This window comes from Kitasatospora kazusensis (assembly GCF_039529945.1).
In the GTDB taxonomy this organism is placed as follows: Bacteria; Actinomycetota; Actinomycetes; order Streptomycetales; family Streptomycetaceae; genus Kitasatospora; species Kitasatospora kazusensis.
Genome location: NZ_BAAANT010000005.1, coordinates 194,671 through 218,263, shown reverse-complemented (window position 1 = coordinate 218,263; position 23,593 = coordinate 194,671). Strand labels below are relative to the sequence as shown.

The window sequence follows — 23,593 nt, the reverse complement described above, 5'->3', positions numbered from 1 at the left end:
GTGGGGGACCCTGCCGGCCGATCCGTTCGGCGACCCGCGAGTCGGGAACCAGCGGTCCGGAGATCAGCAGGTCGGAAGTCAGCAGGTGACAAGTCCGGACGCGGGGCCGGACGGTGATCCGGGCGGTGATCCGCAGGAGGGCCCGTACGCGGGGCACTACGTGGTCTGCGGCGGGAACGCCCTCGCACACCGGCTCATCGAGGAGTTGATCGAGCACTACGAGGTCCCGGTGGTCGCCGTGGTGCCGGACCTCGCCCGTGACCACGCCCCGCAGATCGGGCAACTGCCCGGGGTGGTGGCCGTGCTGGAGTACGGCACGGTCACGGCGGAGGCGCTGCGGGCGGCCCGGGTCGAGACCGCGCGGGGCATCGCGCTGGTGGACGGCACCGACCAGGAGAACATCCACGCCGCACTGAGCGCGCAGGGCCGCAACCCGGGGATCCGGATCGTGCTGCGGATGTTCAACCAGCGGCTCGGCGAGCACATCGAACGCCTGCTGCCCAACTGCGCCTCGCTCTCCGGCTCCGCCACCGCCGCGCCCGCCTTCGCCAACGGCGCGCTCGGCCGCCCCAACAGCGTCCGGGTCGGGGACCGCTACCTGTACGTCGCGTACGACGACGACATCCAGTCCAACCAGATCTGCGTGGTCGCCGACCGGATCGACCGGCAGGACCTGGGCAGGCTGCGGCTGCTGCCCGAAACGGCCGGGCGTGCCGCCGAGTTCATCGCGCTGGCCCGCCGGACGGACTCGGCGGGGCCGCTCGGGGCCGGCCACACCGACGGGGATCCGGCCCCGGTCGGCCCGGACGCCCTCGTGCCGGGCGGGATCGCCGCCCTCCAGGCGCTGACCAGCGAGCCCCCGCTGCACATCCCGTGGTGGAGCCGGGCCCGCTGGTGGCTGATGGACACCTTACGGTTCTTCACCAGCGCGCGGCTGCGGATGCTGCTGATCGTCGCCTTCAGCGCGGTGGCGGCCGGGGCCGGGGTGCTCTGGTACTTCAACGGGCAGCTGGACTGGGCGGTCTACCTCACCCTGCTCGACATGGCGGGCGCCGCCCAGCCGGACCAGCAGGGCGTCCCCGTGCCGGGGGCGCTGTGGACGCGGATCGCCCAAGTGGTCATCACCTTCTGCGGCATCACCTTCGTGCCGGTGGCCACCGCGATCGTGGTGGACGCACTGGCCACCGGCCGGCGCGGCCTGCCCAAGGCCCCCGGCGGCGGTATCCGGGACCACGTGGTCGTGGTCGGCCTCGGCAACGTCGGCACCCGGGTGGCGGCGCTGGTCCGCGAGGCCGGCGTGCCGGTGGTCTGCATCGAACGCGACCCGACCTCCCGGGGGATCGCGGCCGTCCGGGCCCTGGGCCTGCCGGTCCTGGTCGGCGACGCGCCGCTGGAGGCCCAGCTGCGGCGGGCCAGGGTCCAGCGCAGCCGGGCCCTGGTCGCCGTCACCAACGACGACGCGACCAACCTGGAGGCGGCACTGGAGGCCCGCGCGGTCCGGGGGGAAGTCCGCATCGTCGTCCGCCTGTTCGACGACGACTTCGCGCACCACGTCTACGCGACCCTGGGCAACGTCGCCTCCCGCTCGGTCTCCTACCTCTCCGCGCCCGCGTTCGCCGCCGCCCTGATGGGCCGGGAGGTGCTCGGCACCCTCTCGGTCTTCCGCCACGTGCTGCTGATCGCCGAACTCGCCTGCGACTCGGGCTCGGGCCTGGTCGGCCTCAACCTGCACGACATCGAGGAGCCGGGCGGCGTACGGGTGATAGCCGTCCGGCTGGCCCGGCGCCCCGAGGACTACCAGTGGAACTACGCGGACCGGGCCCGCCGCCTGCTCCCCGGCGACCACGTCGTGGTCGCCGCCACCCGCAACGGCCTGGCCCGGATCAGCACCCCGGTCCCGACGGAGACCTGACGGTCCACCCGTGCTGGCGGTCAGCCACTGACAGGGGCGCGGGGAACTGCGCGAAGCCGGTAGCGACGGCGCCGCACCTTCCGCCTCACGCAGTTCCTCGCGCCCCTTGGGTTCACCTGTGCTCGCGGTCAGGCACAGACAGGGGCGCGGGGAACTGCGCGAAGCCGGTAGCAACGGCGCCGCACCTTCCGCCTCGCGCAGCGACTCAGCGGTTCTGGAAGGACGGCGGCCGCTTCTCGGCGAACGCCGCCATACCCTCCTTCTGGTCGGCGGTGGCGAAGGCCGCGTGGAAGAGCCGGCGCTCGAAGCGGACGCCCTCGGCGAGGGTGGTCTCGAAGGCCCGGTTCACGCTCTCCTTCATCATCACGGCCGCCGGCAGGGACATCGCGGCGATCGTCTCGGCGGTCGCCAGCGCGTCGGCCAGCAGTTCGGCGGCCGGGACGATCCGGGACACCAGGCCGGCCCGCTCGGCCTCCTCGGCGCCCATCATCCGGCCGGTCAGGCAGAGTTCCATCGCCTTGGCCTTGCCGATCGCGCGGGTCAGCCGCTGCGAGCCGCCGATCCCGGGGATGACCCCGAGCTTGATCTCCGGCTGGCCGAACTTGGCGGTGTCGGCCGCCAGCAGGACGTCACAGAGCATGGCCAACTCGCAGCCCCCGCCGAGCGCGTAGCCCGCCACCGCGGCGATCACCGGCTTGCGCAGCTGCCCCAGCCGGTCCCACGGGCCGAGCCAGTCGTCCAGGTAGACGTCGGGGAAGTGGTTCTCCTGCATCTCCTTGATGTCGGCCCCGGCGGCGAACGCCTTCTCCGAGCCGGTGATCACCATCGCGCCGATCTCCGGGTCGCGGTCGAAGCCGGTCGCCGCGGCCACTACCTCGTTCATCAGCCGGCTGTTCAGCGCGTTCAGCGCCTTCGGGCGGTTGAGCGTGATCAGCCCGACCCGTCCCTTGCGCTCGACCAGGATCGTCTCGTAGTCGGTCATCGCCGTTGCTCCATCCCTGAAGTCCCTGCGCCCTGCGCGGGCGTCCATCTGCCGCTGCCTACCTTCGCGGACGATACCGGCGGCGCGCCAGTCTCGACAGGCGAGACAGTCGTCACCCGGGGCGGACCGCGTGGACCTGACGGTAACGGTGTGCCGGCCGGGAAGGGCTTGCCCGATCGGCCGCGTCCTGCCGAGACTGGGCGGCGTGGACGAATCCGCCTCACCCTCACCGTCATTCCCACCGTCACCGCGCCCCGCAACGCCGCGCCCCGCCGCGCTGCGCTTCGCCGACCTGGTGCTCGACCCGGGCACCTTCCGCAGCTGGGACACCCCGCCCCGGCACCCGGCCACCGGCCCGTACGCCGAGGCGCTCGACCGCGCCCGGGCCCGCAGCGGCGCGGACGAGGCCGCCCTGACCGGCGAGGCCCGGCTCGCCGGGCACCGGGTCGCGGTGGTGCTGAGCGAGTTCACCTTCCTCGCCGGGTCGATCGGCACCGCCACCGCCGCCCGGCTGCTGGCCGCCATCGAACGGGCCACCGCCGAACGGCTGCCGCTGCTCGCCTTCCCGGCCTCCGGCGGCACCCGGATGCAGGAGGGCACCCCGGCGTTCGTCCGGATGGTCGCCATCGCCAACGCCGTCACCGCCCACAAGGCCGCCGGGCTGCCGTACCTCGTCCACCTGCGCCACCCCACCACCGGCGGCGTGCTCGCCTCCTGGGCCTCGCTCGGCCAGCTCACCACGGCCGAACCGGAGGCGCTGGTCGGCTTCCTCGGCCCCCGCGTGTACGAGGCGCTGTACGGCGAGCCCTTCCCGGCGGGCGTCCAGCGTTCCGAGCACCTGCTCGCACGCGGGACGGTCGACGCCGTGCTGCCCCCGGACGCGCTGCGGCGCCGGCTCGCGGACACCCTGGGCGTGCTCGCGGCCCGCCCGGGCCCCGGGCAGGCCCCGCCACCCGCGCCCGCGCCTGAGCCCGAGTCCGCGCCGTCCGCCGGGCGCCCGGCCGGGTACTCCGCCCGGCACCCGGTCTGGGAGTCCGTCACCCTCACCCGCTCGCCCGACCGCCCCGGGCTGGCCGAACTGCTCGGCGCGGCCGGCACCGTCGTCCCGCTGGCCGGCACCGGCGCGGGTGAACGTGACGAAGCGCTGCGTACGGCCCTGGTCCGGTTCGGTGCGACGGGCTGCGTGCTGGTCGGCCACGACCGGGCGGCGGCCGCCGCGCACGGGCCGGTCGGACCGGCCGGGCTCCGCGCCGCCCGGCGCGGCATGCGGCTCGCCGCAGACCTGGGCCTGCCGCTGCTGACCGTCATCGACACCCACGGCGCGGAGCTGAGCCGGGAGGCCGAGGAGGGCGCCCTCGCGGGCGAGATCGCCCGCTGCGTCGCCGAGTTGGGCACCCTGCCGGTCCCGGTGGTCAGCCTGCTGCTCGGCGAGGGCACCGGTGGCGCGGCGCTCGCGCTGCTCCCGGCGGACCGTACCGTGGCCGCCGAGCACGCCTGGCTCTCGCCGCTGCCGCCGGAGGGCGCCTCGGTGATCCTGCACCGCACCCCCGACCGGGCCCCCGAACTGGCCGAACAGCAGCGGATCGGCGCCGCCGAACTCTTCCGCGAGGGCATCGTGGACCGGATCCTCCCGGAGCCCGTCCCGGCCTCCGCGGACCGGGCCGGCTTCGTCAGCCGTACCGTGGCCCTGGTCGAGGCCGAACTCGCCGCCGCGGCCGCCACCCGCTACCCGGCCGCCCGGCAGGCCCGCTTCCGCCGGCTGGCGCAGTGGGAGTGAGGGCGGTGGGGGCGGGGACGGCGGGGGCGGCTCCGGGTCAGCTGCTGCCGTTGACGACGGCGCTCTGCACCGCGCCGGCGTCCAGCTGCCGCTTGGCGAGGATGCCGTCGTACGTCCGGTCCACGACCAGCGACTCCAGCGCCTTCGTCATCACGTCCCGGAGCGCGCCGTCGGACTTGCGGAAGGCGATCCCGTAGGGGCGGGGCTGCAGTTGCTCGCCGACGAGTTCGAGGGTCTGGCCGCCGTCGACGGTCTGGGCGTTGTAGAGCCCCTTCGCGTAGTCGGTCAGGGTGGCGGCCGCGCTGCCGTTGCGCACCTGGTCGATCGCCTGCGCGTCGGTGTCCACCTCCGAGACGGTCAGGGTCTGGCCGAGGCGCTGGCAGACTCCCACCTGGCTGGTCGCCAGGTCGTCGTGGATGGTGCCCTTCTTCACCACGACCGTCTTGCCGCACAGGTCGTCGAGCTTGGTGATCCGGCCGGGGTTGCCCTTGTGCGCCACGATCGAGATGCCGGCGATGAAGTAGTCGAGGAAGTCGACGCCGTCGTTGACCTGCTTGCCGTCCTTGTCCACGCCCTGCTCGCGCGCCCGGGTGTCGGTGATGCCGGACATCCCGATGTCGTACTTCTTGTCCATCACCCCGGGGAGCACGTTCGCGAAGACCCCCGCGTCCTCGAACTCGATCTTGACGCCGAGCACCTTCTCCAGGGCCGCCGCGATGTCGGGGTCGAGACCGTCCGGCTGCCCCTGCTGGTTCTTGAACACCACCGGCACGGAGGTGAACGAGGCGCCGACCCGGATCACCCCGGCCTTGCGGACGGCCGCGGGCAGCTGGTCGTGCAGGGAGGTCTTGCCGCCGCCCGAACCACAGCCGCCCAGCATCAGCGCGCCGACGGTGGCGGCGGCGACCGCACCGAAGCGGCGTCGGGTGGAAGCAGTCATCTTTGATCTCCCGTGGGGTGGAGGCAGAGCGCCGCGAGTGTCCGGTGACCGGCGGAGGCAGCTGATGCCGGGGCCGCTCATCCGTACGCGGACAGGGCTCGCCAGCTTATGACTGCCCTGGTCACGGCAGGGTTAACGTTGGTTCACGGTCAGCTCTCGCTCTTGTGGGCACAGTGTGCCCCGCTCCCGAGGGCACGGCGCGGCCCGCCGGGGCGGCGGCGACCGCCCCGGCGTCGGCCCCGGCCGTCCCGGTGGTCCAGCACCTCGACCGCATCCCCGTTGGACCACAGGTAGGCCGTCCGACCTGCGGCCGGAACCCAGGCGGCGGTCACCTCGCCACCTCCACCCGGACGTAGTGCGAGCGCCCGGCGATGGCGAAGGTCAAGGTCAGACACCTGTCGCGTTCCAGGAACTCGGTCACCCGTTCCTCGGCTCCGGGGGTGTCGAAGAAGTAGCGGTAGGCCTCGTACTGCGTCCACCCGAGCGGCAGGGGACGGAGTGACTCCCACACGGCCGCCACAGCGTCCCCCAACTTCTTGAACTCCGTCGGGGCCATGACGCCCTCGATCTCCACGACGACTCCGCCCGTCATGCCGTCACCGTTGCGGCGGGCCCAGCGGCCAAGAGCCCAGGGGCCGCCGCGCAGGAGCCGCAGGAGACGACCGCCCACTCTCGGACGACGCCTTCCCCGACCCGAGTTGCCACCGCCCCAGCTGGGCGGAGAGGGTGCTCGGCGGAGCCACAGTCGATACACGCTGCGCCACGAAGGCGAGCGGGGCTGACACCCTCGACGATCCGCGGGTGGGCCCGTGCAGGTTCCCGGTGTGCTGTCACGTCACCATCGTGGCGACCGAGCGGGGTCTCGGGTGACACAGTGTGTGTCACCACGAGGTCACACCGCGCGCACCCACTGGGCGAACGACAGCAGTTGCTGATCCCGGCCTCGGTCGAGGCGGACCATCGTCCCGAGCTCTGTTCGGACCTGTCCGTGCTCGCGTACGTGCTGCGGCGCGATCGACCGGGCGACGAGCAGGGACTTCAGTGCGTGCTTCGGCTGCCCGAGCTGCATCTGTGCACGACCGAGGTCGATGTAGTAGTGGGACCGGCGTTCCGACGGCAGGTCGTGGGGCGGCGACCATGTGTTGCCGACTGCGACGGCGTCGCGCAGGTCGGTGGTCTCGTTGAGCTCGACGGCGACGGCCAAGCGGTGGATCTGCAGGGAGTCGGGGCCGACGGCCGTGCCGCAGTAGACGCCCTCACGGATGCCGCTGGTGAGCCGGACGGCTTCGGTGAGGTGGAGGCGGGCGGTGTCGGTGTCACGCATTCGGCCGGCGACAACGGATGCCCGCATGTGGAGTGCGCCGATGGCGGCCCGTAGCCTCGGTGCGGTGGCCGGCGGGGCGGCGTCGATCGCGGTCTGAAGGGCACGCAGGCCGGTGGACAGGGCGCCGCCGGCGAAGTATGTCTCTGTACGAACGTAAGCGGTAGCGGCGTCGAGCTCTGGGCTCTCGGCGATGCGGGCGGCCCAGCGCATCAACTCGACCAGGCGGGCGGACAGGTCGCGGTACCCGTGTTTGAAGGCGACGGCATCGGCCGACCGGTACGCGGCGGCGAGCAGCCGGGCGGCACGCTGCCGCTCGGCACCTCGGTGGACGTCAACGGCGCGCGCCAGTTCACGCAGGAGGTCCGGCATCGTCTCGGCAAGGCGCACGTACTGTGCGTTGACGCGGCGTTCGACGGCAGTCCGCACGTCGGTGGAGAGCTCGGCCAGCGACCGGACGGGGCCGTCCTCGGGGAGATCGTACGTCGCGATCGCAGCCCGGACGGCGGGGAGAGCGAGGTGCACGCGGCTGTCGCCGTGACCGGAGCTGTCGAGGAGGTGCTCGGCGGTGACCTGTAGGGCCTCGGCGATCGCGTGGAGGATGTCGTCGCCGGGGGTGCGGCGGCCTTGCTCGATCTTGCGGATCATGCTGAGGGAGACCGACGTGAGGTCGGCGAGTTCTTGCTGCGTCAGTCGGCGGGCGCTGCGGAAGGTGGCGATTCGTAGGCCGAGCTCACTGTTGGTGCTTCCCGACATGGCGCTCTCCCGTTCCGTGCCCGACCACGGAACGGTAGCGCTTCGGAAGGTCCGGTCAGTGCTGTTCGGTGAGCAGGTCGGCCAGCTCGGTCAGCGAGTTGACGGTCCAGTCGGCGTCGGGTGCGGCCGTGGTGAGGCCGATGGGCCCACGACGGATGTGCGCGGTACGCAGGCCCGCAGCGCGAGCGGGGGTGATGTCGTTGGCGGGGTGGTCGCCGACGTAGACGGTCTCGTCCGGCCCTGCGGGTACCCAGGCGCTGATGTGGTCGAAGAACGAAGCCGCAGGCTTGGCCACCCCCCACTCGGCGGAGGTGGCAAGCTCGTCGACGGGCAGCCGGAGTCCACGTAGGAGCTCGCCTGCGCGCTTGTTCTGGTTGCCTGCGACGCCGACCCAGACGCCGGCGTCCTTCAGACGTTGGAGGGCGGGACGGACGTCGGGGTACAGGTCCGTCTCGTCGAGGTACTCGTCGTGGCCGGTGGCGCGACGGGCCTCCCATTCGGCGGGGACGTCACACCCGGGCTTGACGATGCGGATCGCCTCGCCGTTGTCGAGACCTCGGGCCAGAACAGTGCCGACCAGTGCGGACATGGTGTGGGCCGGGACGCCGAGCCAGCTCGCCCAGTCCGCCCAGTAGCGGGTGTCGGAGGTGAGCGTCTCGCCGATATCGAACACCACTGCACGAATCATGGCGGTCAGCCTAACCCTGGTGGGCGAGCGTCGGCGTGGACCGGGTGAGACCGGGCGGCCGCTCGGCTCGGCACGGTGACTGCTCGCTCAGCAGCCGAGTTCGTCGGCGCCCAGCGGGGCGAAGAAGCGGGCCACCTCGGCGTCGGTCACCTCGGCGAGGGTGGCGGGGGACCACTGCGGGTTGCGGTCCTTGTCGACCACCTGGGCGCGGATGCCCTCGACCAGGTCGGGGGTGGTGAGCGCGGTGCAGGAGACCCGGAACTCCTGGTCGAGGGTCTCGGCCAGGGAGGTGTGCCGGCGGGCCCGGCGCAGGGCGGCCAGCGTGACCTTCAGTGCGGTGGGCGACTTGGCCAGGATCTGCTCGGCGGCCTCCTTGGCCTCCGGGACGCCGCTGTCCCGCAGCCGCTCGACGATCTCCTCGACCGTGTCGGCGGCGTAGCAGGCGTCGATCCACCCGCGCTGGGCGGCGAGTTCGGAGTCCGGCTCCGGCGCGGCGGCGGCGTGCACGGCCGCGACGGGGTCGGCGGAGGCGAGGACCGGGGCGAGGCCGGGCGAGGGGACGAAAATGTCCGCGAACCCGCAGAACAGCGCATCACCCGCGGTCATCGAGGCGGCGGTGAGAGCGAGGTGGGTGCCCGTCTCGCCCGGCGCACGGGCCAGCAGGTGGCTGCCGCCCACGTCGGGGACCAGGCCGATCCGGGTCTCCGGCATCGCGATCGTGGAGTGCTCGGTGACCACCCGGAGGCTGCCGTGGGCGGAGAGGCCGACCCCGCCGCCCATGGTGATCCCGTCCATCAGGGCGACGTACGGCTTCGGATAACGCGAGATCAGGTGGTTGAGCAGGTACTCGTCGCGGAAGAACGCCCGCGCGCCCGCCCCGCCGAGCTTGGCGTCGTCGTGCAGCGCCCGGATGTCCGCCCCCGCGCACAGCCCGCGCCCACCCGCCCCGGAGAGCAGCACCACCGCCACGTCGTCGTCCACGGCCCAGGCGTCCAGCGCCTCGCGGACGGCGAGCAGCATCCCGTGGGTGAGCGAGTTGAGCGCCCGGGGCCGGTCGAGGACGATCCGGCCCACCCGTCCGTCGGTGTGCAGCTGTACGTCAGTGGTCATCGGGCCCGCTCCGTCGGTCGCATGTCCTGATCTCCGGGACACCGTACTCGGCCCGGTGGCAGCATGGATCCGCGCCCGGGGGCCGCCCGGCCGCCGACCGATCGGAGTCCAGATGTTCCGCAGCCCGCCGGGGTCCCCCGCGCCGAGGATCCCCGCCCCCCAGGAGCTGCTGAGCGGCTTCGGACGCCGGTTCGCGATGGTCGCGGCGCCCGCGCCGGACTGGCGGCTGCTGGTCGGTACCTGCGCGCAGGACGACTTCGTCACCGAGCTGGACGTCACTTACGTGCTGGGCGGCCGGTCGGTGGCGATGGTCAGCACCAGCCGTCCGGTGCCGGAGCACTTCCGGGTGCGGTCGGAAACCACCCTGTGGGGCACGCTGGCCTCCTTCGTCGCAAACGCCGGTGCCAGGGACGGGAGCCGCGGTTCGGAGCTCTTCCGGGAGCTGGAGACGACGTCGACCCCGCTCCTGGTGGACGGGAGCGAGGTCGAGGGGTCGGGCCTGGTGTACGGGGACTTCTTCGGGGTGCTGGCGGACCTGGGCGACGAGCGGATCATCGTCTGCGGCCGGTCGGATGCCCGGGAGGCCGCCTGCGCGGTGGTGTTCGGGACGGAGCTGCGTGGCGAGCTCTGGAGCCGTACCCCGCCCGCTACTTGACCGAGCCGGCGGTCAGGCCGGAGACGACCTGGCGCTCGATGAAGGCGAAGAGGACGACGACCGGGAGGATGGCGACGACCGAGCCGGCGAAGAGGTAGTTCCACTGGACGGTGTAGTTGCCGATGAAGTTGTTGATGCCGACGGTCAGCGGCTGGCTGGACGGGACGGTGGTGAGCCGCAGGCCCATCACGAACTCGTTCCAGGCCGAGATGAAGGTGAAGATCACGGCGGTGACGATGCCGGGCATGGCGAGCGGGATGGTCACCCGGCGCAGCGCGCCGAGCCGGCCGAGTCCGTCGATCTGCGCGGCCTCCTCCAACTCGACCGGGATGGAGGAGATGTAGGCGGTGAGGATCCAGATCGCGAAGGCCAGGTTGAAGGCCGCGTTGCAGACGATCAGCGTCCAGACCGAGTTGAGCATGTCGAACTGGTAGAACTCGCGGTAGAGGCCGACCAGCAGCGAGGTCGGCTGGAACATCTGCGTCACCAGGACGAGCAGCAGGAAGGCCTTGCGCCCCCGGAAGGTCATCCGCGCGGTGTAGTACGCGGCGGGCAGCGCGACCAGCAGCACCAGCAGCGTCGAACCGCCCGCCACCAGCAGGGTGACCCGCAGGTTGGTGCCGAGGGTGGAGTCCCGCCAGACGTCGACCAGGTTCGACCAGGCGAAGTGCGTGGGCAGGTAGGTCGGGTCGCGCAGCTCGTCCGCCGGGCGCAGCGCGGTGACCACCATCTCCAGGTACGGCAGCAGGAAGAGCGCGGCCAGCAGCCAGGCGACCGCCGTGATGACCATGGTGCGCGGCCTGAGGCCGCGGCGGGTGCGGATCACCGGGAGCACGGGCCGGGTGTCGGCCGGCGCGGGCAGGGTGTCGGTCTGCTGGGTCATCAGCTCTCCTCGTTCCAGCGGCTGACCTTGAGGAAGGCCAGGACCATGACCACGATCAGGGCGAAGTTGACGACGGACATCGCGGCGGACTCGCCGATGTCGGTGTTCATCAACTGGAAGGCGAAGACCGTGGTGGTCGCGGTGGCGCTGTCCGGGCCGCCCTGGGTGGTGCCCCAGATGACGGGGAAGGAGTTGAAGACGTTGATCAGGTTGATCACCAGGCCGACCAGCAGCGCCGGGCGCAGCAGCGGCAGGGTGATCAGCCGGTAGGTCTGCCAGGGGCCGGTGCCGTCGACCCTGGCCGCCTCGTACACCTCGCCGGGGACGGTCTGCAGCCCCGCCAGCAGGGTGTACGTGGTGAAGGGGAGCGAGACGAAGACGGCGATCAGCACCATCCACGGCTTCGCGGTGGAGGGGTCGCCGAGCCAGTCCTTCGGGCCGTCGATCAGGCCGAGGTCGGTCATCGCGGTGTTCAGGACGCCCGCGGTGCGGTCGAGCATCCACTTGAAGCCGATGGAGGTCATCAGCACGGACGCCGCCCACGGGGCGATCAGCGCCCAGCGGGTGAGCCGGCGGCCGGGGAACTGCTGGTTGAACAGCTGGGCCAGCGCCAGCGAGATCACCATGGTCAGGGCGACCACGACGACCGTCCAGATCACCGTCCAGCCCAGCACGCCGTAGAAGTCGGGTTCACCGAAGAGCTTCGTGTACTTGTCGAAGCCGGCCGAACCGCGGACGAAGCCGCTGGTGCTGATCCGCAGGAACGAGGTGTGCACCATCTCGTAGACGGGCCACAGCACCACCAGCAGGATCAGGACGACGGCGGGGGCGATCCACGGGAGCGGGCCGAGCCGGGCGAGGCCGGAGCGACCGGCCCCTGGTGCGCCGGATTTGAGCGACACGGGTACTGCCTTTCCTAAGGGTGCGCGGGAGGCCGGGGCAGGTGCCGGGCCTCCCGCGCGCTGCTCAGAGCCGGGGCCGGCGGATTACTTGTCGGCGACTGCGGCTTCGGCCTTCTTCTGCAGGTCGCCCAGGACCTTGGCCGGGTCGCCGGAGACGGCGGTGCCGCCGCTCTTCTTGATCTCGGCGGAGACGGCGTCCCAGGTGGTGTCGCCCAGCGGGTAGAAGGAGGCGTTCGGGAGCAGCGAGAAGAACGGCGCGAGGTCCGCGTGCTTGCCGCTGCCGGTCATGTCGGCCAGGGTGTCCTTGGTGACCGGCATCAGGTTGTACTCCTCGTCGAACTTCAGCGTGTTCTCCTTGGAGTACGCGAAGTCGAGGAACTTCCTGATCTCGTCCTTGTGGCCGTTCTTGTTGAACGCCATCATCCAGTCGGCCACGCCCAGCGTGGACTTGAGCGGGCCGTCCTTGCCCGGGATGGCGGTGGCGGCGTAGTCGACCTTGCCGTCCTTGGCCATCTGGATCAGGGAGGGGTGGCCGTTGAGCATGGCGGCCTTGCCGGCGGCGAAGTCCGCGAAGGCGGTCTTGCGGTCGGTGGTGGCCGGGTTGGCGTAGGTCAGGCCGGCGTCCACCAGGTTGCTCTTCAGCCAGCTGAAGGTGTCGATGTTCGCCTGGCTGTTGAGGGTGTACTTGCCGGAGGAGTCGGTGTAGCCGCCGCCGTTGCCGAGCTCCCACATCATGCTTTCGCCCTGGGCCTCCTCGGGGCCGAGCGGCAGCGCGTACGGGGTGACGCCGGGGACCTTGGCCTTGATCAGCGCGGCATCGGCCTTGACGTCGGCCCAGGTCTGCGGTGCCGAGGCGATCCCGGCCTGGGTGAAGATCGCCTTGTTGTAGAAGAAGGCGCGGGCCGAGGAGACGAACGGGATGCCGTACTGGGTGCCGCCGACCTGGCCGGCCTTGGCGAAGGTGTCGATGAAGTTCGCCTGGGTGGCGGGCGAGAGCACGTCGCCGGCCGGGTAGAGCAGCTTGTCGGTGACCTTGTCGGCGTAGCCGCCGGTCTGCAGGATGTCCGGCACGTTGCCGCTCTGGATCATCGTCTTGACCTGCTTGTCGATGTCGTTCCAGTTCACGACCTGCAGGTCGACCTTGATGGTCGGGTTGGCGGTCTCGAAGCTCTTGACCACGTCGCCCCAGTAGCCCTGCGAGGAGTTGGACGCCTTGTCGCCGTAGTCGGCCGCGACCAGCTTGAGCGTCACCGGGCCGCTCGCCTTGGAGCCGTCCCCGCTGCCGCTGCTCTTGCTGCTGCCGCACGCGGTCAGGGCCAGGACACCCACGGCACAGAGCGCGGAGAGGTTGAGGACCTTCTTGTTCATCGTGGGAACCGCCTTCGACATGGGGGAGGGGAGGCCGTGACGGCGCCGTCGGCTCGGCAAGCAGCGGTGCGCTGGCAACGGTGCTTGAGGCACGAGCAGTTGGGACGGGCAGAGCGGGTGTTCCCCGGAACGGTCCCAGAGTGCAGGTAGGGCGGATATAGGTCTACACCAGTTATGGAAGTGAGGGAGTTCGTTGCAGCCTGTGCAATCCCAAAACGGGCATGCGGCCCATAACGTCGATTGGTACGGACCAAGTTGGCCGTCTCCTGGATGCCCCCGCCGCCCGGATCGGGCCCGGACATGCCACCGCCTCCGCTCCCTGCCCTTGGGCGGGCGGGAGCGGAGGCGGTCGGCCGGATCGGGCCGGGTGAGGCCCGGGTTGGGGGGTGCTATGCGGGGGTGCTACTCGGTGGCCGCGCACTGGCTCAGGGCCGCCACGGCGGACTGGACCTGGGTCGGCAGGGTCTTGAGGTCGGGGCTCTGGTTGCTCTTCGCGCTGTCGGCGAGCTTCTGGTAGACCTCGCCGAGCTGCTTCGCGGCGTTCTTGGCGTCCGGGTTCTTGATCTTCTCCGCGTCGGCGGCGAACTGCTTGGCCACGTCCTGCAGATCGGCGGCCGCCTTCGCGTGGTCCTTGGCGTCGGTGCTGATCTTCTGGCCGGCGTCCGTGATGTGCTTGATGGCGTCCCGGCACGGGCCGCCCGAGCCCTGGGCGGCCGCACCGGCCGCGCCGGCCGCCCCGGAACCGGCGGCCGCCGACGAGGCGGCCTTGCCGGCGGCGGACTCCGTTTTCGCGGAGGAGCAGCCGACCGCCCCCAGGAGAACGATCGCTCCCAGAGCGATCGCGGACAGGGCACGCCCTGATATCTGCTTCGTCACCATGTGTCTGATTCCCCGTTTCGAGCCGCGAGTCGGCGCCGCCGATCATAGCGGCCGCCTTTCGGTCCTCCCCGCCTTCACCGGTTTCCCAGGGTTGTCCGGTGCGTCGTGGCCGAGAGGTGATGGATCGTCATCAGTGCTCTGAACAGGAGCGGAGTGCTCTGGCGGTGGCCGGTGGCGGGTGGGAGCAAACCTGTTGCCGGTCGGTAACTTGTCCTGTAGTTTGCGATCGTTTTAGATCACATCGGATGTCTTCGTTTCGGGGAGCAAGACTCCAACGGGCGCACGTGCTACGGCTGTCAGCCGCGTGCGCGTGATGTGCGCTGCGCGAGTGCCGTTCGCCGGAACGGGGTTCGCGAAGGGCGAGCAGTGTTTTCGTACAGAACCGGTCGAATACGAGGGGCATCGCGGGTGGTCGCCTCGGCGGCCGTCCTGGCCATGACCGCCTCGCTGGTCGCCACCACCGTGGGCACGGCGCACGCCGCCCCGGTGGTGCACACCGACGCGGCGCCGCCGCCAACCGGTCAGCCGGACCTGCCGACCCGGGTGAAGGCGATGGCCGCCGCGGCCGACGCCCGCCGGGCCCAGGCCGAGGTGGCGCACGCCATGCACGCCGGCGGTCCCGCCATGAAGGCCGGCGCGGGCGCCCTGCTCATGAGCGGCAACCCCGTTGCCGCGCCCGGGGCCCAGCTGTTCTACGGGTCGGCCTCGGCCGAGACGGTCGTCGACTCCAAGGGCAACCGCACCTCGGCCGGCGGGCTCGGTGAGGGTGTCGGCGCCGTGGCGCAGAGCGCCCAGGCCACCCTCCCCAACGGCCACCTGCACGTGGGGATGCTGACCAAGGACGGCAGGCTCTACGACAACGTCCGCCTCGCGAACGGCGACTGGACCGGCCCGATCCTGGTCGACGGCGGCACCCACACGGTGGCGTTCGCCGAGACCGCGCTGCCCAACGGCGAGCTGCACTTCGAACTGCTCACCGACGACGGCATCGTCAACGAGCACACCTACATCCCGGGCGACTACCCGGCCTACAACATGGGGACCGGGGTCGCCGGCACCGTCCTCTTCGACTCCCTTCCGGGCAAGGTCAAGGGCCTGGCGGTCGCCGGGCTGCCCAACAACGACCTGCACCTGGAGCTGCTGACCGCCGACGGCAAGGTCTGGACGAACGTCCGCCACAGCAGCGGCAACTGGGACGGCGTCACGGCCGCCGACGGCGGCGCCACGCCGTCCTCGGCCGTCGCTGCCGCCGCCACGGCGAGCGGTGACGTACGGCTCGACCTGCTCGGCACCGACCGGATCGTCCGGGAGAAGACCCGCCACGCCGACGGCAGCTGGACGGCCGCCTCGGTGGTGGACGGCAGCGGCACGGCCCGCGCGCTGTCGACGGTGAGCGTCCCGAACGCCCAGCCGTACATCGTGACGCTGGCCGCCGACGGCACCGTCTCCGACAACGCCCTCCAGGCCAACGGCAGCTGGACCCGGTCCGCCGTGGCCGCCCCGCACGCCACCGGGCTCTCGGCCGGCGCCGCCGCCACCGGTGAGCTCCAGGTGGACGTGACCGCCGACGACGGCCGGCTGTGGAGCACCGGCCGCGCCGGTACGGGCAGCTGGAGTGCGCCGTTCGTGGTGGACGGCGCCTTCGGCCACACCAAGGACCTCGCGCTCACCGGCGCGCCGGGCGGTGACCTGCACATCGTCTCGCTCGCCGACGACGGCACCGTGTGGGACCAGGCCCGCCGCGCCGCCGCGAACAGCTGGAGCACCAGCTACTCGGGCACCGTCCTGGTGGACGGCTCGCACCACGCCGTCGCCGCCGCGGCGGCCTCGACGCCGAACGGCGACGTGCATGTCGTGGTACTGGGTGACGACAACACCGTGCGCGACATCGTCGGCCACAGCAACGGCAGTTGGGACACCCCGGCGGTCGCCGAACAGAGCGGCACGGCGCGGGCGGTCTCGGCGGTGGGCCTGCCGAACGGCGAGGTCCACCTCGGCGTACTGAAGGCCGACGGCAGCGTGCTGGACACCGTCCGCCACACCGACGGCAGTTGGGCGAGCTCGGCGGTGACGGCCCCGCACGCGGGCCACGTCGCCGTCGCCGCCACGCCGAACGGCGAGCTGCACCTCGCGGTGGTCGCCGACGACGGCAAGGCCTGGGACGTGCTGCGGCACGCCGACGGCAGCTGGGCGGCCCCGGCGCTCGCCGACGGCGGGCACACCGCCAAGTCGGTCTCGGCGGCCGGATCCGCCGCCAACGAGGTCCACCTCGTGGTGCTCGACACCGCCGGCGCGGCCTGGGACAACGTCCGCCGCACCGACGGCAGCTGGGCCGCCAACTCGGCCCAGTTCGGCCTCATCGACGCACGGGTCAGCGACGCGCCGGTGGCCTTCACGGCCAGTGGCGACCTGCACGTGAACCAGTTCGTCACCCCGCGCATCGACAGCGCGTTCGTCAAGGACTCCACCGACGCGAAGACGGCCTCGGCCGCCCGCTACGCGCACGACACGGGCCTGGAGAAGTACCTGGCCCCGTACGCGACCTCCTCCGACACGCACCTGCCGCAGTACGACACCGACGTCACCGACTACATGTCGTTGGCCGGTGTCAACGCCCGCGACGCCTCCCTGACGGCTCCGCCGGTGGCCAAGGCGAGCCAGGCCGCGCAGGCCAAGGTCACCGCGATCGTGAAGGACCTGATCGCCAAGAACGGCGGCCAGGACCCGTTCGGCCTCTACACGATCCTCGGCACCACCACCAACAACGGCTCCGCCGACGACGTCCGGCGCTTCATCGAGTACAACGGCATGCCGCAGACCGCTCCGGTCAAGGGCACCCCGGAGTTCCGGATCGAGGTCGAGGCGCTCAAGGCCCGCTGGGCGAGCGGTGACACCACCAACCCGGTGGACTGGCAGAACGTCCTGGTCGAGGCGGAGGAGACCGCCTCCGCCGAGTGGCTCGCCGAGCAGGCCTCGCAGGCCAAGCCCCGGGCCGACATCCTCAGCGCGGAGCTGCGGTCGCTGACCGCGCTGCAGAGCGGCACCGAGGCGATGCACCAGGCCCTCGGCTACGCCTGGGCCGCGAGCCAGATCCTCAAGTGGCAGGCGGCCAACCCGTCGAAGCCGATGGACAAGGCCACCGCCGACCTGGCGACGGTACGGAACCTGGTCACCGCCCAGGCGGCGATCGCCCGCCAGGGTGCCAACGACGCGAAGGCCGCCGCCGACACGGTGGACCCGGCCGTCGCCGCCTCCAACAAGATCGCTGACGACGCCGGCCTCCCGCACGGACGCGGGCTCGCCTACGCGCAGCAGTCCGGGGACGTCGCCAAGTCCTCCGCCGCCGCCGCGCTGGCCACCGCCAACGCGCTCGACACCGCCGTGGCCGCCACCGGTGCCACCGCCGCCGACAGTGCCACCCTGCTCGCCAACTCCCAGGCCCAGGCCGCCGCCGCCCGTGCGCAGTACCTGCGCCAGTCGGCCCAGGACAGCGCCGCCACCGCGGCCGACCTGGCGGCCGGTGCCAAGACCCGGGCGGCCGCCGCCGCCTCGGCCGCCGCCGACGTCGCCACCGCGAAGGGCCAGGCCGTCCAGGACCAGGCCGACGCGAGCGCGGCGAACGACCGGGCCAAGGCGGCCGCCGCCAACGCGGCCACCGAGCGGCAGAACGCCGCCAACGCCAAGGCGGACGCCGAGACCCAGCGGACCGGCGCCAAGCAGGCGCTGGCCGGTGCGCTGGACAAGGCCAAGGCCGCCGGCGACAGCCGCGGCAAGTCCCAGGCCGCGAGCAGCGACGCCGCCACCAAGGCCTCGGCGGCCAAGCTGGCCGAGGACCAGGCCGCCGCCGCCCGGAACGCGGCCGCCGTCGCCCAGCAGAAGAAGGACGTGGCGACCGCCGACGCACAGGCCCTGGCCGCCGCCGCGGTGGCCGCCCAGGGTACGGCCGCCGCGGCCGACGCCCAGACGGCCGCTCAGCAGGCCGCCACCGCCGCCGCGCAGGCGGCGACCGCCTCCGACCAGGCCTCGGCCCAGGCGAAGACCGCCACCGACGCGGCGGTCGCGGCACGGACGGCGGCCACCACCGCGGCGGCGGCTTCGGCCCGCGCCACCGCGTGGGCGGCCGACGCCGACGCCAACGCGCTGCTGACCTGGTCGACCGCGATGGACGCGGAAGCCGCCGCGGCGACCGCGATCACCAAGTCGCAGACCGCCGCCAAGAACGCCTCCGACGCGGCGAACCTCGCCTCGCAGGCGGGCCAGGCCGCGCTGGCGGCCGACACCAAGGCGGTGGCGGCCTCCCAGCAGGTCGACAACGCCGTCGCCGCGAGCGCCACGGCCGCCGGCCAGGCGTACGCCACCGCGCAGGCCGCCGCCACCGCCCGGGACGCCGCAGCCGCGGTGACCGCCCCGGCGAATACGGCGATCGCGCTCGGCGCTCCGTACGCGCTGACCGACTCCTCGGCCGGTCTCGCGACGCTCGCCTCGCAGGGCGCGCTGACGTTCGCCCAGCAGCAGACCGCCGTCGCCGACGCCGCCTCGGCGCAGGCCGCAACCCTGGCCACCCAGGCCGCCGCACTGGCCGCCCAGGCGACCGGCGACGGGAAGCTCGCGGCCCAGGCCGCCTCCGATGCGGCGGCCTCCGCCGCCCAGGCCGCCGCTTCGGCGGACGCGGCGCAGCAGTCCTCCGCCGCTGCCGCCTCCGACGCGGCCGCGGCCAAGTCGGCTGCCACGCAGACCGCCGCGATCGACGCCCAGGCCCAGGCCCAGGCGAAGGCCGCGTCCCAGTCCGCGCTGGACGCGAACACCGACTCGCAGGCCGCGGCAGCCGCCGCGACCGCAGGCGAGAAGGACGCCGCGGCCGCCGCCGCAGCCTCCGCCTCCGCCGACGCCGACGCCAAGTCGGCGCGCGGCACGGCGGACCAGGCAGCCGCCTCCGCGACGGCCGCGGAGAAGTCCGCCGCCACAGCGGCCGCCGACTCGGCGACGGCGGAGCAGTCCGCCACGGCCGCCGAGCAGCAGCTGCGCAAGGACGAGGCCGCGCTCGCCGCGCAGGTCGCGGCCGCGCAGCAGGCCGCCCAGGCCCGGCACGACCTGGACGCCCGGGCGAAGATCATGGACAACCAGGCCCAGATCCGGATCGGGCGGGCGAACCTGGCCTACCTGCTGCACGTCGGCGGGGTCGCCTCCAAGACCCTGGCGACCACCCGGCTCGCCGGGCCCGGCCAGGCCGACGCGGCATCGTGGTCCTTCTTCAACCCGGACATGTGGAACGCCTGGAACGCCGACGTCGTCGCCGCCCGCGACGCCGCGAGCGGCCGGTACCAGCGCACCCAGGACCGGCAGCAGACCGTCTGGAAGTACTTCACCACCGATTTCGCCCACACCGAGCCCCAGTACGACACCGCCGTCACCCAGTTCCTGGACACCGGGAACGCCTACCTGAGGGTGGGCCGGGCGGCCGGCTACGGAGCGACCCCGGAGGTGCCGCAGGCCAGCCAGGCCGCGCTGGACCGGGTCGCGCAGATCCTGAAGGACAAGATCGCCGCGAACGGTGATCCGTGGAACCTGTGGTCGATCATGCTCGCCTCGCCGCAGACCCGCGGCTCGGCGGACGACGTCCGGCGGTTCATCCAGTACAACGGCTTCCCGACCGTCGCCCCGGCCAAGGGCAGCGCGGAGTTCCGGCTCGAAGTCGAGAGCCTGAAGACCCGCTGGGCCAGCGGTGACCCGACCAACCCGCAGGACCCGAACCAGGTCATGGTCGAGGTCGAGGAGACCGCCTCGGCCGAGTGGGAGGCCGAGTACGCCGGCCAGGCGCAGCAGCGCACCGACATCGCCAACGCCGAGATCAAGGCGCTGACGGCGCTGCAGTCCAGCGCCGAGGCGATGCACGACGCCCTGGGCAACGCCTGGGTCGCCAACAACCTGATGCAGGCCCAGGCGGACCCGCACAGCGCGTGGAACACGTACATCAAGGACTGGCCCACCACGATGGGCGGGAACTTCTCGTCCGACGGCAAGCCGGTCTCGGTCACCGACGACCTGGCCGCCGTCAAGTCGCGGGTCGACGCCCTGTCGGCGACGGCCACCCAGAACGCGGCCGACGCCCAGGCGGCGGACGACTCGGCCTCGGCCGCGGTCACCTCCGCCGGCCAGTCGGCGGGCGCCAACGGCCTGCCGGCGGGTCGCGGGCTCTCCTACGCGACCGAATCGGCCCAGGTCACCAAGGCCGCCGCGGCCGCCACCCAGGCGACCGCGCTGGCCATGAAGACCGCCGTCGCGGCCACCAACGCCACCGTCGCGGACAGCGGCGCCCTGCTGGCCAACGCCAGCGCCCAGGCGCACGCGGCCCGTGCCGCCTTCCTGCGCGCCACCGCGCAGGACGACGCGCAGAAGGCGGCGGCCGACGCCGTCGCCGCGCAGGACAAGGCGGACGCGGCGGCGACGGCGGCAGCCGTCGCGGCCAAGGACAAGGCGACCATCGCCACCCTCCAGGCCGGCTCCAACGACGCGGCGGCGCGCGCCAAGGCCGCCGCCGCCACGGCTGCGACGGAACGTCAGAACGCCGCCACCGCGAAGGCGACGGCGGAGACCCAGCGCAACGCCGCGGCCACGGCGAACGCGGCGGCGCAGCAGCAGGCCGCTGCTGCGGCGAGCAGCGACGCGGCGGCAGCGACGGACGCCGGTAACGCGGCGAACGACAACGCCACCGCGCAGAAGGCCGAGAGCAACGCGGCGGCTGCCAAGTCGCGGGCCGATGCGGCCCGGACGGCGTTCGACTCGTCCAGTGCCAAGGCTGCTGCCGCCGACGCGGCGGCTGACGCGGCGGTCGGGACGAGCGCGGCGGACGGTGCGACGGCCGCTGCCAAGCAGGCCGGTCTGGACGCCGACGCGGCTGCCCAGGCGGCCGACCAGGCGGACGCCGACGCCAGGACCGCGACCGATGCCGCCGTGGCAGCACGCGCTGCCGCGACCACCAGCGGTGCGGCGGCTGCCAAGTCGATGGCGGCGGCCAAGGTGGCCGACTCGGCGGCGGCCCAGACCCGGGCCAACGCCGCTCAGGGCGACGCCCTGGCAGCCGACGCGATCAGCCAGGCAGGAGTGGCAGCGCAGAACTCCAACGCGGCCAACGCGCTGGCCAAGCAGGCCGCAACGGACTCGGCCAACGCCAAGGCGGCGGCCGACGGAGCCCAGAAGGAGGCCGACGGAGCCACCGCCGACAGCGCCACCGCTGCCGGTCAGGCGTACGCCGCATCGCAGCAGTCGGAGATCGCCCGCGACACCGCGAACGCGGTGACGGCGCCCGCCGACCAGGCGATCCAGCTCGGTATCGCGTTCGCGGCCACCGACGCCACCGCCGGTCTCGCTGTCGCTGTCGCCGACACCTCCAAGACGCTGGCACAGCAGGAGGCGGTCGTCGCGGACGTCCGCGCCACCGAGGCGGCGGCCTTCGCGGCCGCGGCCCAGGACGCGGCGAACCGGGCTAACGGGGACGCCAAGCTGGCGGCCCAGGCGGCGGCGGACGCGGCGGCCTCGGCCGCCAAGGCCTCCCGCTCGGCCTCCGACGCCCTCAAGTCGGCGGCCCAGGCGGCCTCCGACGCCAAGGACGCCAAGGCCGGCGCCGACCAGCTCCACGTCACCGACACCCAGGCCCAGAGCGACGCCTGGAACGCGGGCCTGTCGGCGGCCGCCGCAGGCAACGACGCCGCGGCCGCCAACGCGGCGGCGACGGCGGGCGAGACGGACGCGGCGGCAGCGCACACGGCGGCGGCCAACGCGAGGGATTCGGCGGACGACGCGGCCTCCAACGCGACCGACGCCCAGACATCGGCGAACTCCGCGAATCAGGCGGCGTCCACCGCCCAGGCGGACGCACGGGAGTCCGCGCAGATCGCTGAGGGTGCCGCTCAGTTGGATCAGAATCCGCCCGCGGCGACGGACACCCCGGTGGCCTCGGACTCGGACCTTCCGGGTCTGGTCATCGAGCCTGTGGACCTGAAGGCGGATGCGCACGCCACCGACCAGTGCAAGTGGAACCCGGATCACCCGCTCCACTGCAGCCTGCCGGCTGATGTCCACATCACCGGTTCCGGGATGGTGTACCTGGTGACGTGTTCGCTGCCCAACGCACCTGCGGCCCAGTGCATCCAGACCGGCCAGTACCAGAAGGACTCCTTCGGCTCGGTGCCCATCGACGTCACGCAGCACCGGGTCTTCAACGTCGATATGTGGCAGCAGGACAAGACCTTCACCAAGACGCTCGCCTACAGCATGATCAGCAACTTCGTCCAATGCGCCAAGGACCTCAAGCACCTCGACCCCACCAGCAACGACTGCCTCATGGCGGTCGGCAGCATCGTCATTCCGCTTGCGCTGAAGGCCTTTCTCAAAGCTGCTCTCGCAGTCCGGGCCGCCTGGGTCATCGGCAAAATGGTCGGTGTTGAGGCCGCAGTCAATGTGCTGACCCAGACGGCCAAGGCCGCAGCGATCGACGCGTTCGTAATGTCCAGGTTCAGCCAGGCTCTGAAGCCGGTCATGATCAAGGATCTTCTCCAGACCTTCCTCCCCTGTGTACCTACGCACAGCTTCTCCGCCGGTACCGGCGTCCTGATGGCGGACGGCAGCGTCAAGCCGATCCAGGACGTCCGCGGCGGCGACATGGTCGAGAATGCCGCGCCTGGTGGTGGGGTCGAGCGGCACCGCGTCGAGAACGCGTTCACCACCCGCACCGACACCGAGTTCACCGACCTCACGGTCAGCGGACCGGAGGGCCGGGGGAAGATCACTGGCACCCAGAACCACCCGTACTACGATCTGACCCGCCAGGCATTTGTCGATGCATCCCGGCTGACGGTGGGTGACCGCCTTCAGAGCGCCGGGTCGACTCCGGTGACGGTCCTGGAGGTGCGCAACTACACCTCTGCGATGGTCACCTACGACCTGACCGTCAGTGACCTGCACACCTATTTCGTGCTTGCGGGCCGTACACCGGTGCTGGTGCACAACTTCGACTGCCCGGTCGGTGTCACGGTCGAGGCGACGGAGGACGGGATCACCATCGCCCACCCGGCGAGTGGGACGATGACCATCGGAATCCTCGACGCGTGGACGGGCAAGCTGACCCTGGGCATGGACCGGCTCGACGGTTCGACCATCTCGGGCAAGCAGATGTTCCAGATGGTGATGGAGCACTTCGGCGACCGGGTCGAGATGATCCAGGGCAACTGGTCGTACGGCGACAACCTGGCCGCGTTCAACAAGCTGATTGCGGAAGGGATGCCGGAGAAGACGGCTGCGAGGGCGACCTGGACGGGCCTGCGTGCCGCAGACTACGGGTTCACCAGCGTTCGGATCTCGCGTGCCGTCCCCGCCGCGGATGGCGGGTACGCTGCGGTTTCGGCAGATTTCAGGAGGCCGTAG

At 72.3% G+C, this 23,593-nt stretch carries 14 protein-coding genes; 4 read left to right on the top strand and 10 right to left on the bottom strand.

What is annotated here, in order from left to right; all coding sequences use genetic code 11:
- Positions 1–85: 85 nt before the first annotated feature.
- Entirely contained in the window at positions 86–1,912 is a 1,827-nt protein-coding gene (locus ABD330_RS07080) for an NAD-binding protein (protein WP_344461925.1), read from the top strand.
- 205 nt (positions 1,913–2,117) lie between these two features.
- On the opposite strand, the gene ABD330_RS07075 is transcribed toward ABD330_RS07080, so the two are convergent.
- Positions 2,118–2,894: an enoyl-CoA hydratase gene (locus ABD330_RS07075; RefSeq protein ID WP_344461923.1), complete on the bottom strand. Its 777-nt coding sequence runs from the start codon at positions 2,892–2,894 to the stop codon at positions 2,118–2,120.
- 205 nt (positions 2,895–3,099) lie between these two features.
- On the opposite strand from ABD330_RS07075, the gene ABD330_RS07070 reads away from it, so the two are divergent.
- Entirely contained in the window at positions 3,100–4,671 is a 1,572-nt protein-coding gene (locus tag ABD330_RS07070; protein WP_344461921.1) for a carboxyl transferase domain-containing protein, read from the top strand.
- A 37-nt stretch (positions 4,672–4,708) separates the two neighbouring features.
- Here ABD330_RS07070 and ABD330_RS07065 read toward each other — a convergent pair whose 3' ends face one another.
- From ABD330_RS07065 to ABD330_RS07045, 5 genes are all read right to left on the bottom strand, one after another.
- Positions 4,709–5,611, bottom strand: coding sequence for a transporter substrate-binding domain-containing protein (locus ABD330_RS07065; protein WP_344461919.1), 903 nt, complete (start codon positions 5,609–5,611; stop codon positions 4,709–4,711).
- A 328-nt stretch (positions 5,612–5,939) separates the two neighbouring features.
- Positions 5,940–6,281, bottom strand: a complete 342-nt coding sequence (locus ABD330_RS07060; RefSeq protein WP_344461917.1) for a hypothetical protein — start codon at positions 6,279–6,281, stop codon at positions 5,940–5,942.
- Between the two features lie 222 nt (positions 6,282–6,503).
- Entirely contained in the window at positions 6,504–7,688 is a 1,185-nt protein-coding gene (locus ABD330_RS07055; protein ID WP_344461915.1) for a helix-turn-helix domain-containing protein, read from the bottom strand.
- A gap of 55 nt (positions 7,689–7,743) precedes the next feature.
- Positions 7,744–8,376: an HAD family hydrolase gene (locus tag ABD330_RS07050; protein ID WP_344461913.1), complete on the bottom strand. Its 633-nt coding sequence runs from the start codon at positions 8,374–8,376 to the stop codon at positions 7,744–7,746.
- An 87-nt stretch (positions 8,377–8,463) separates the two neighbouring features.
- Positions 8,464–9,486, bottom strand: coding sequence for an enoyl-CoA hydratase/isomerase family protein (locus ABD330_RS07045; protein ID WP_344461911.1), 1,023 nt, complete (start codon positions 9,484–9,486; stop codon positions 8,464–8,466).
- Between the two features lie 112 nt (positions 9,487–9,598).
- Between ABD330_RS07045 and ABD330_RS07040 the strand changes: the two genes are divergently transcribed.
- Positions 9,599–10,141 carry a hypothetical protein gene (locus ABD330_RS07040; RefSeq protein WP_344461908.1) on the top strand — a complete coding sequence of 181 codons (543 nt, stop codon included), beginning with the start codon at positions 9,599–9,601 and terminating at the stop codon, positions 10,139–10,141.
- On the opposite strand, the gene ABD330_RS07035 is transcribed toward ABD330_RS07040, so the two are convergent.
- The 4 genes from ABD330_RS07035 to ABD330_RS07020 all read right to left on the bottom strand — a co-directional run bounded on the left by ABD330_RS07035 (position 10,134) and on the right by ABD330_RS07020 (position 14,173).
- On the bottom strand, positions 10,134–11,024 hold the full coding sequence (locus ABD330_RS07035; RefSeq protein WP_344461906.1) for a carbohydrate ABC transporter permease: 891 nt from the start codon (positions 11,022–11,024) through the stop codon (positions 10,134–10,136). The two genes, ABD330_RS07040 and ABD330_RS07035, sit on opposite strands and share 8 nt — an antisense overlap.
- A complete protein-coding gene (locus ABD330_RS07030) occupies positions 11,024–11,926 on the bottom strand; it encodes a carbohydrate ABC transporter permease (protein WP_344461904.1) in 903 nt (300 codons plus the stop codon). Before ABD330_RS07030 ends, ABD330_RS07035 begins: the two co-directional genes overlap by 1 nt.
- 84 nt (positions 11,927–12,010) lie before the next feature.
- Complete coding sequence (locus ABD330_RS07025; protein WP_344461902.1) at positions 12,011–13,294, bottom strand: extracellular solute-binding protein; 1,284 nt, start codon at positions 13,292–13,294, stop codon at positions 12,011–12,013.
- Between the two features lie 402 nt (positions 13,295–13,696).
- A complete protein-coding gene (locus tag ABD330_RS07020) occupies positions 13,697–14,173 on the bottom strand; it encodes a hypothetical protein (RefSeq protein ID WP_344461900.1) in 477 nt (158 codons plus the stop codon).
- Positions 14,174–14,581: 408 nt separating this feature from the next.
- Between ABD330_RS07020 and ABD330_RS07015 the strand changes: the two genes are divergently transcribed.
- Positions 14,582–23,593 carry a polymorphic toxin-type HINT domain-containing protein gene (locus ABD330_RS07015; RefSeq protein ID WP_344461898.1) on the top strand — a complete coding sequence of 3,004 codons (9,012 nt, stop codon included), beginning with the start codon at positions 14,582–14,584 and terminating at the stop codon, positions 23,591–23,593.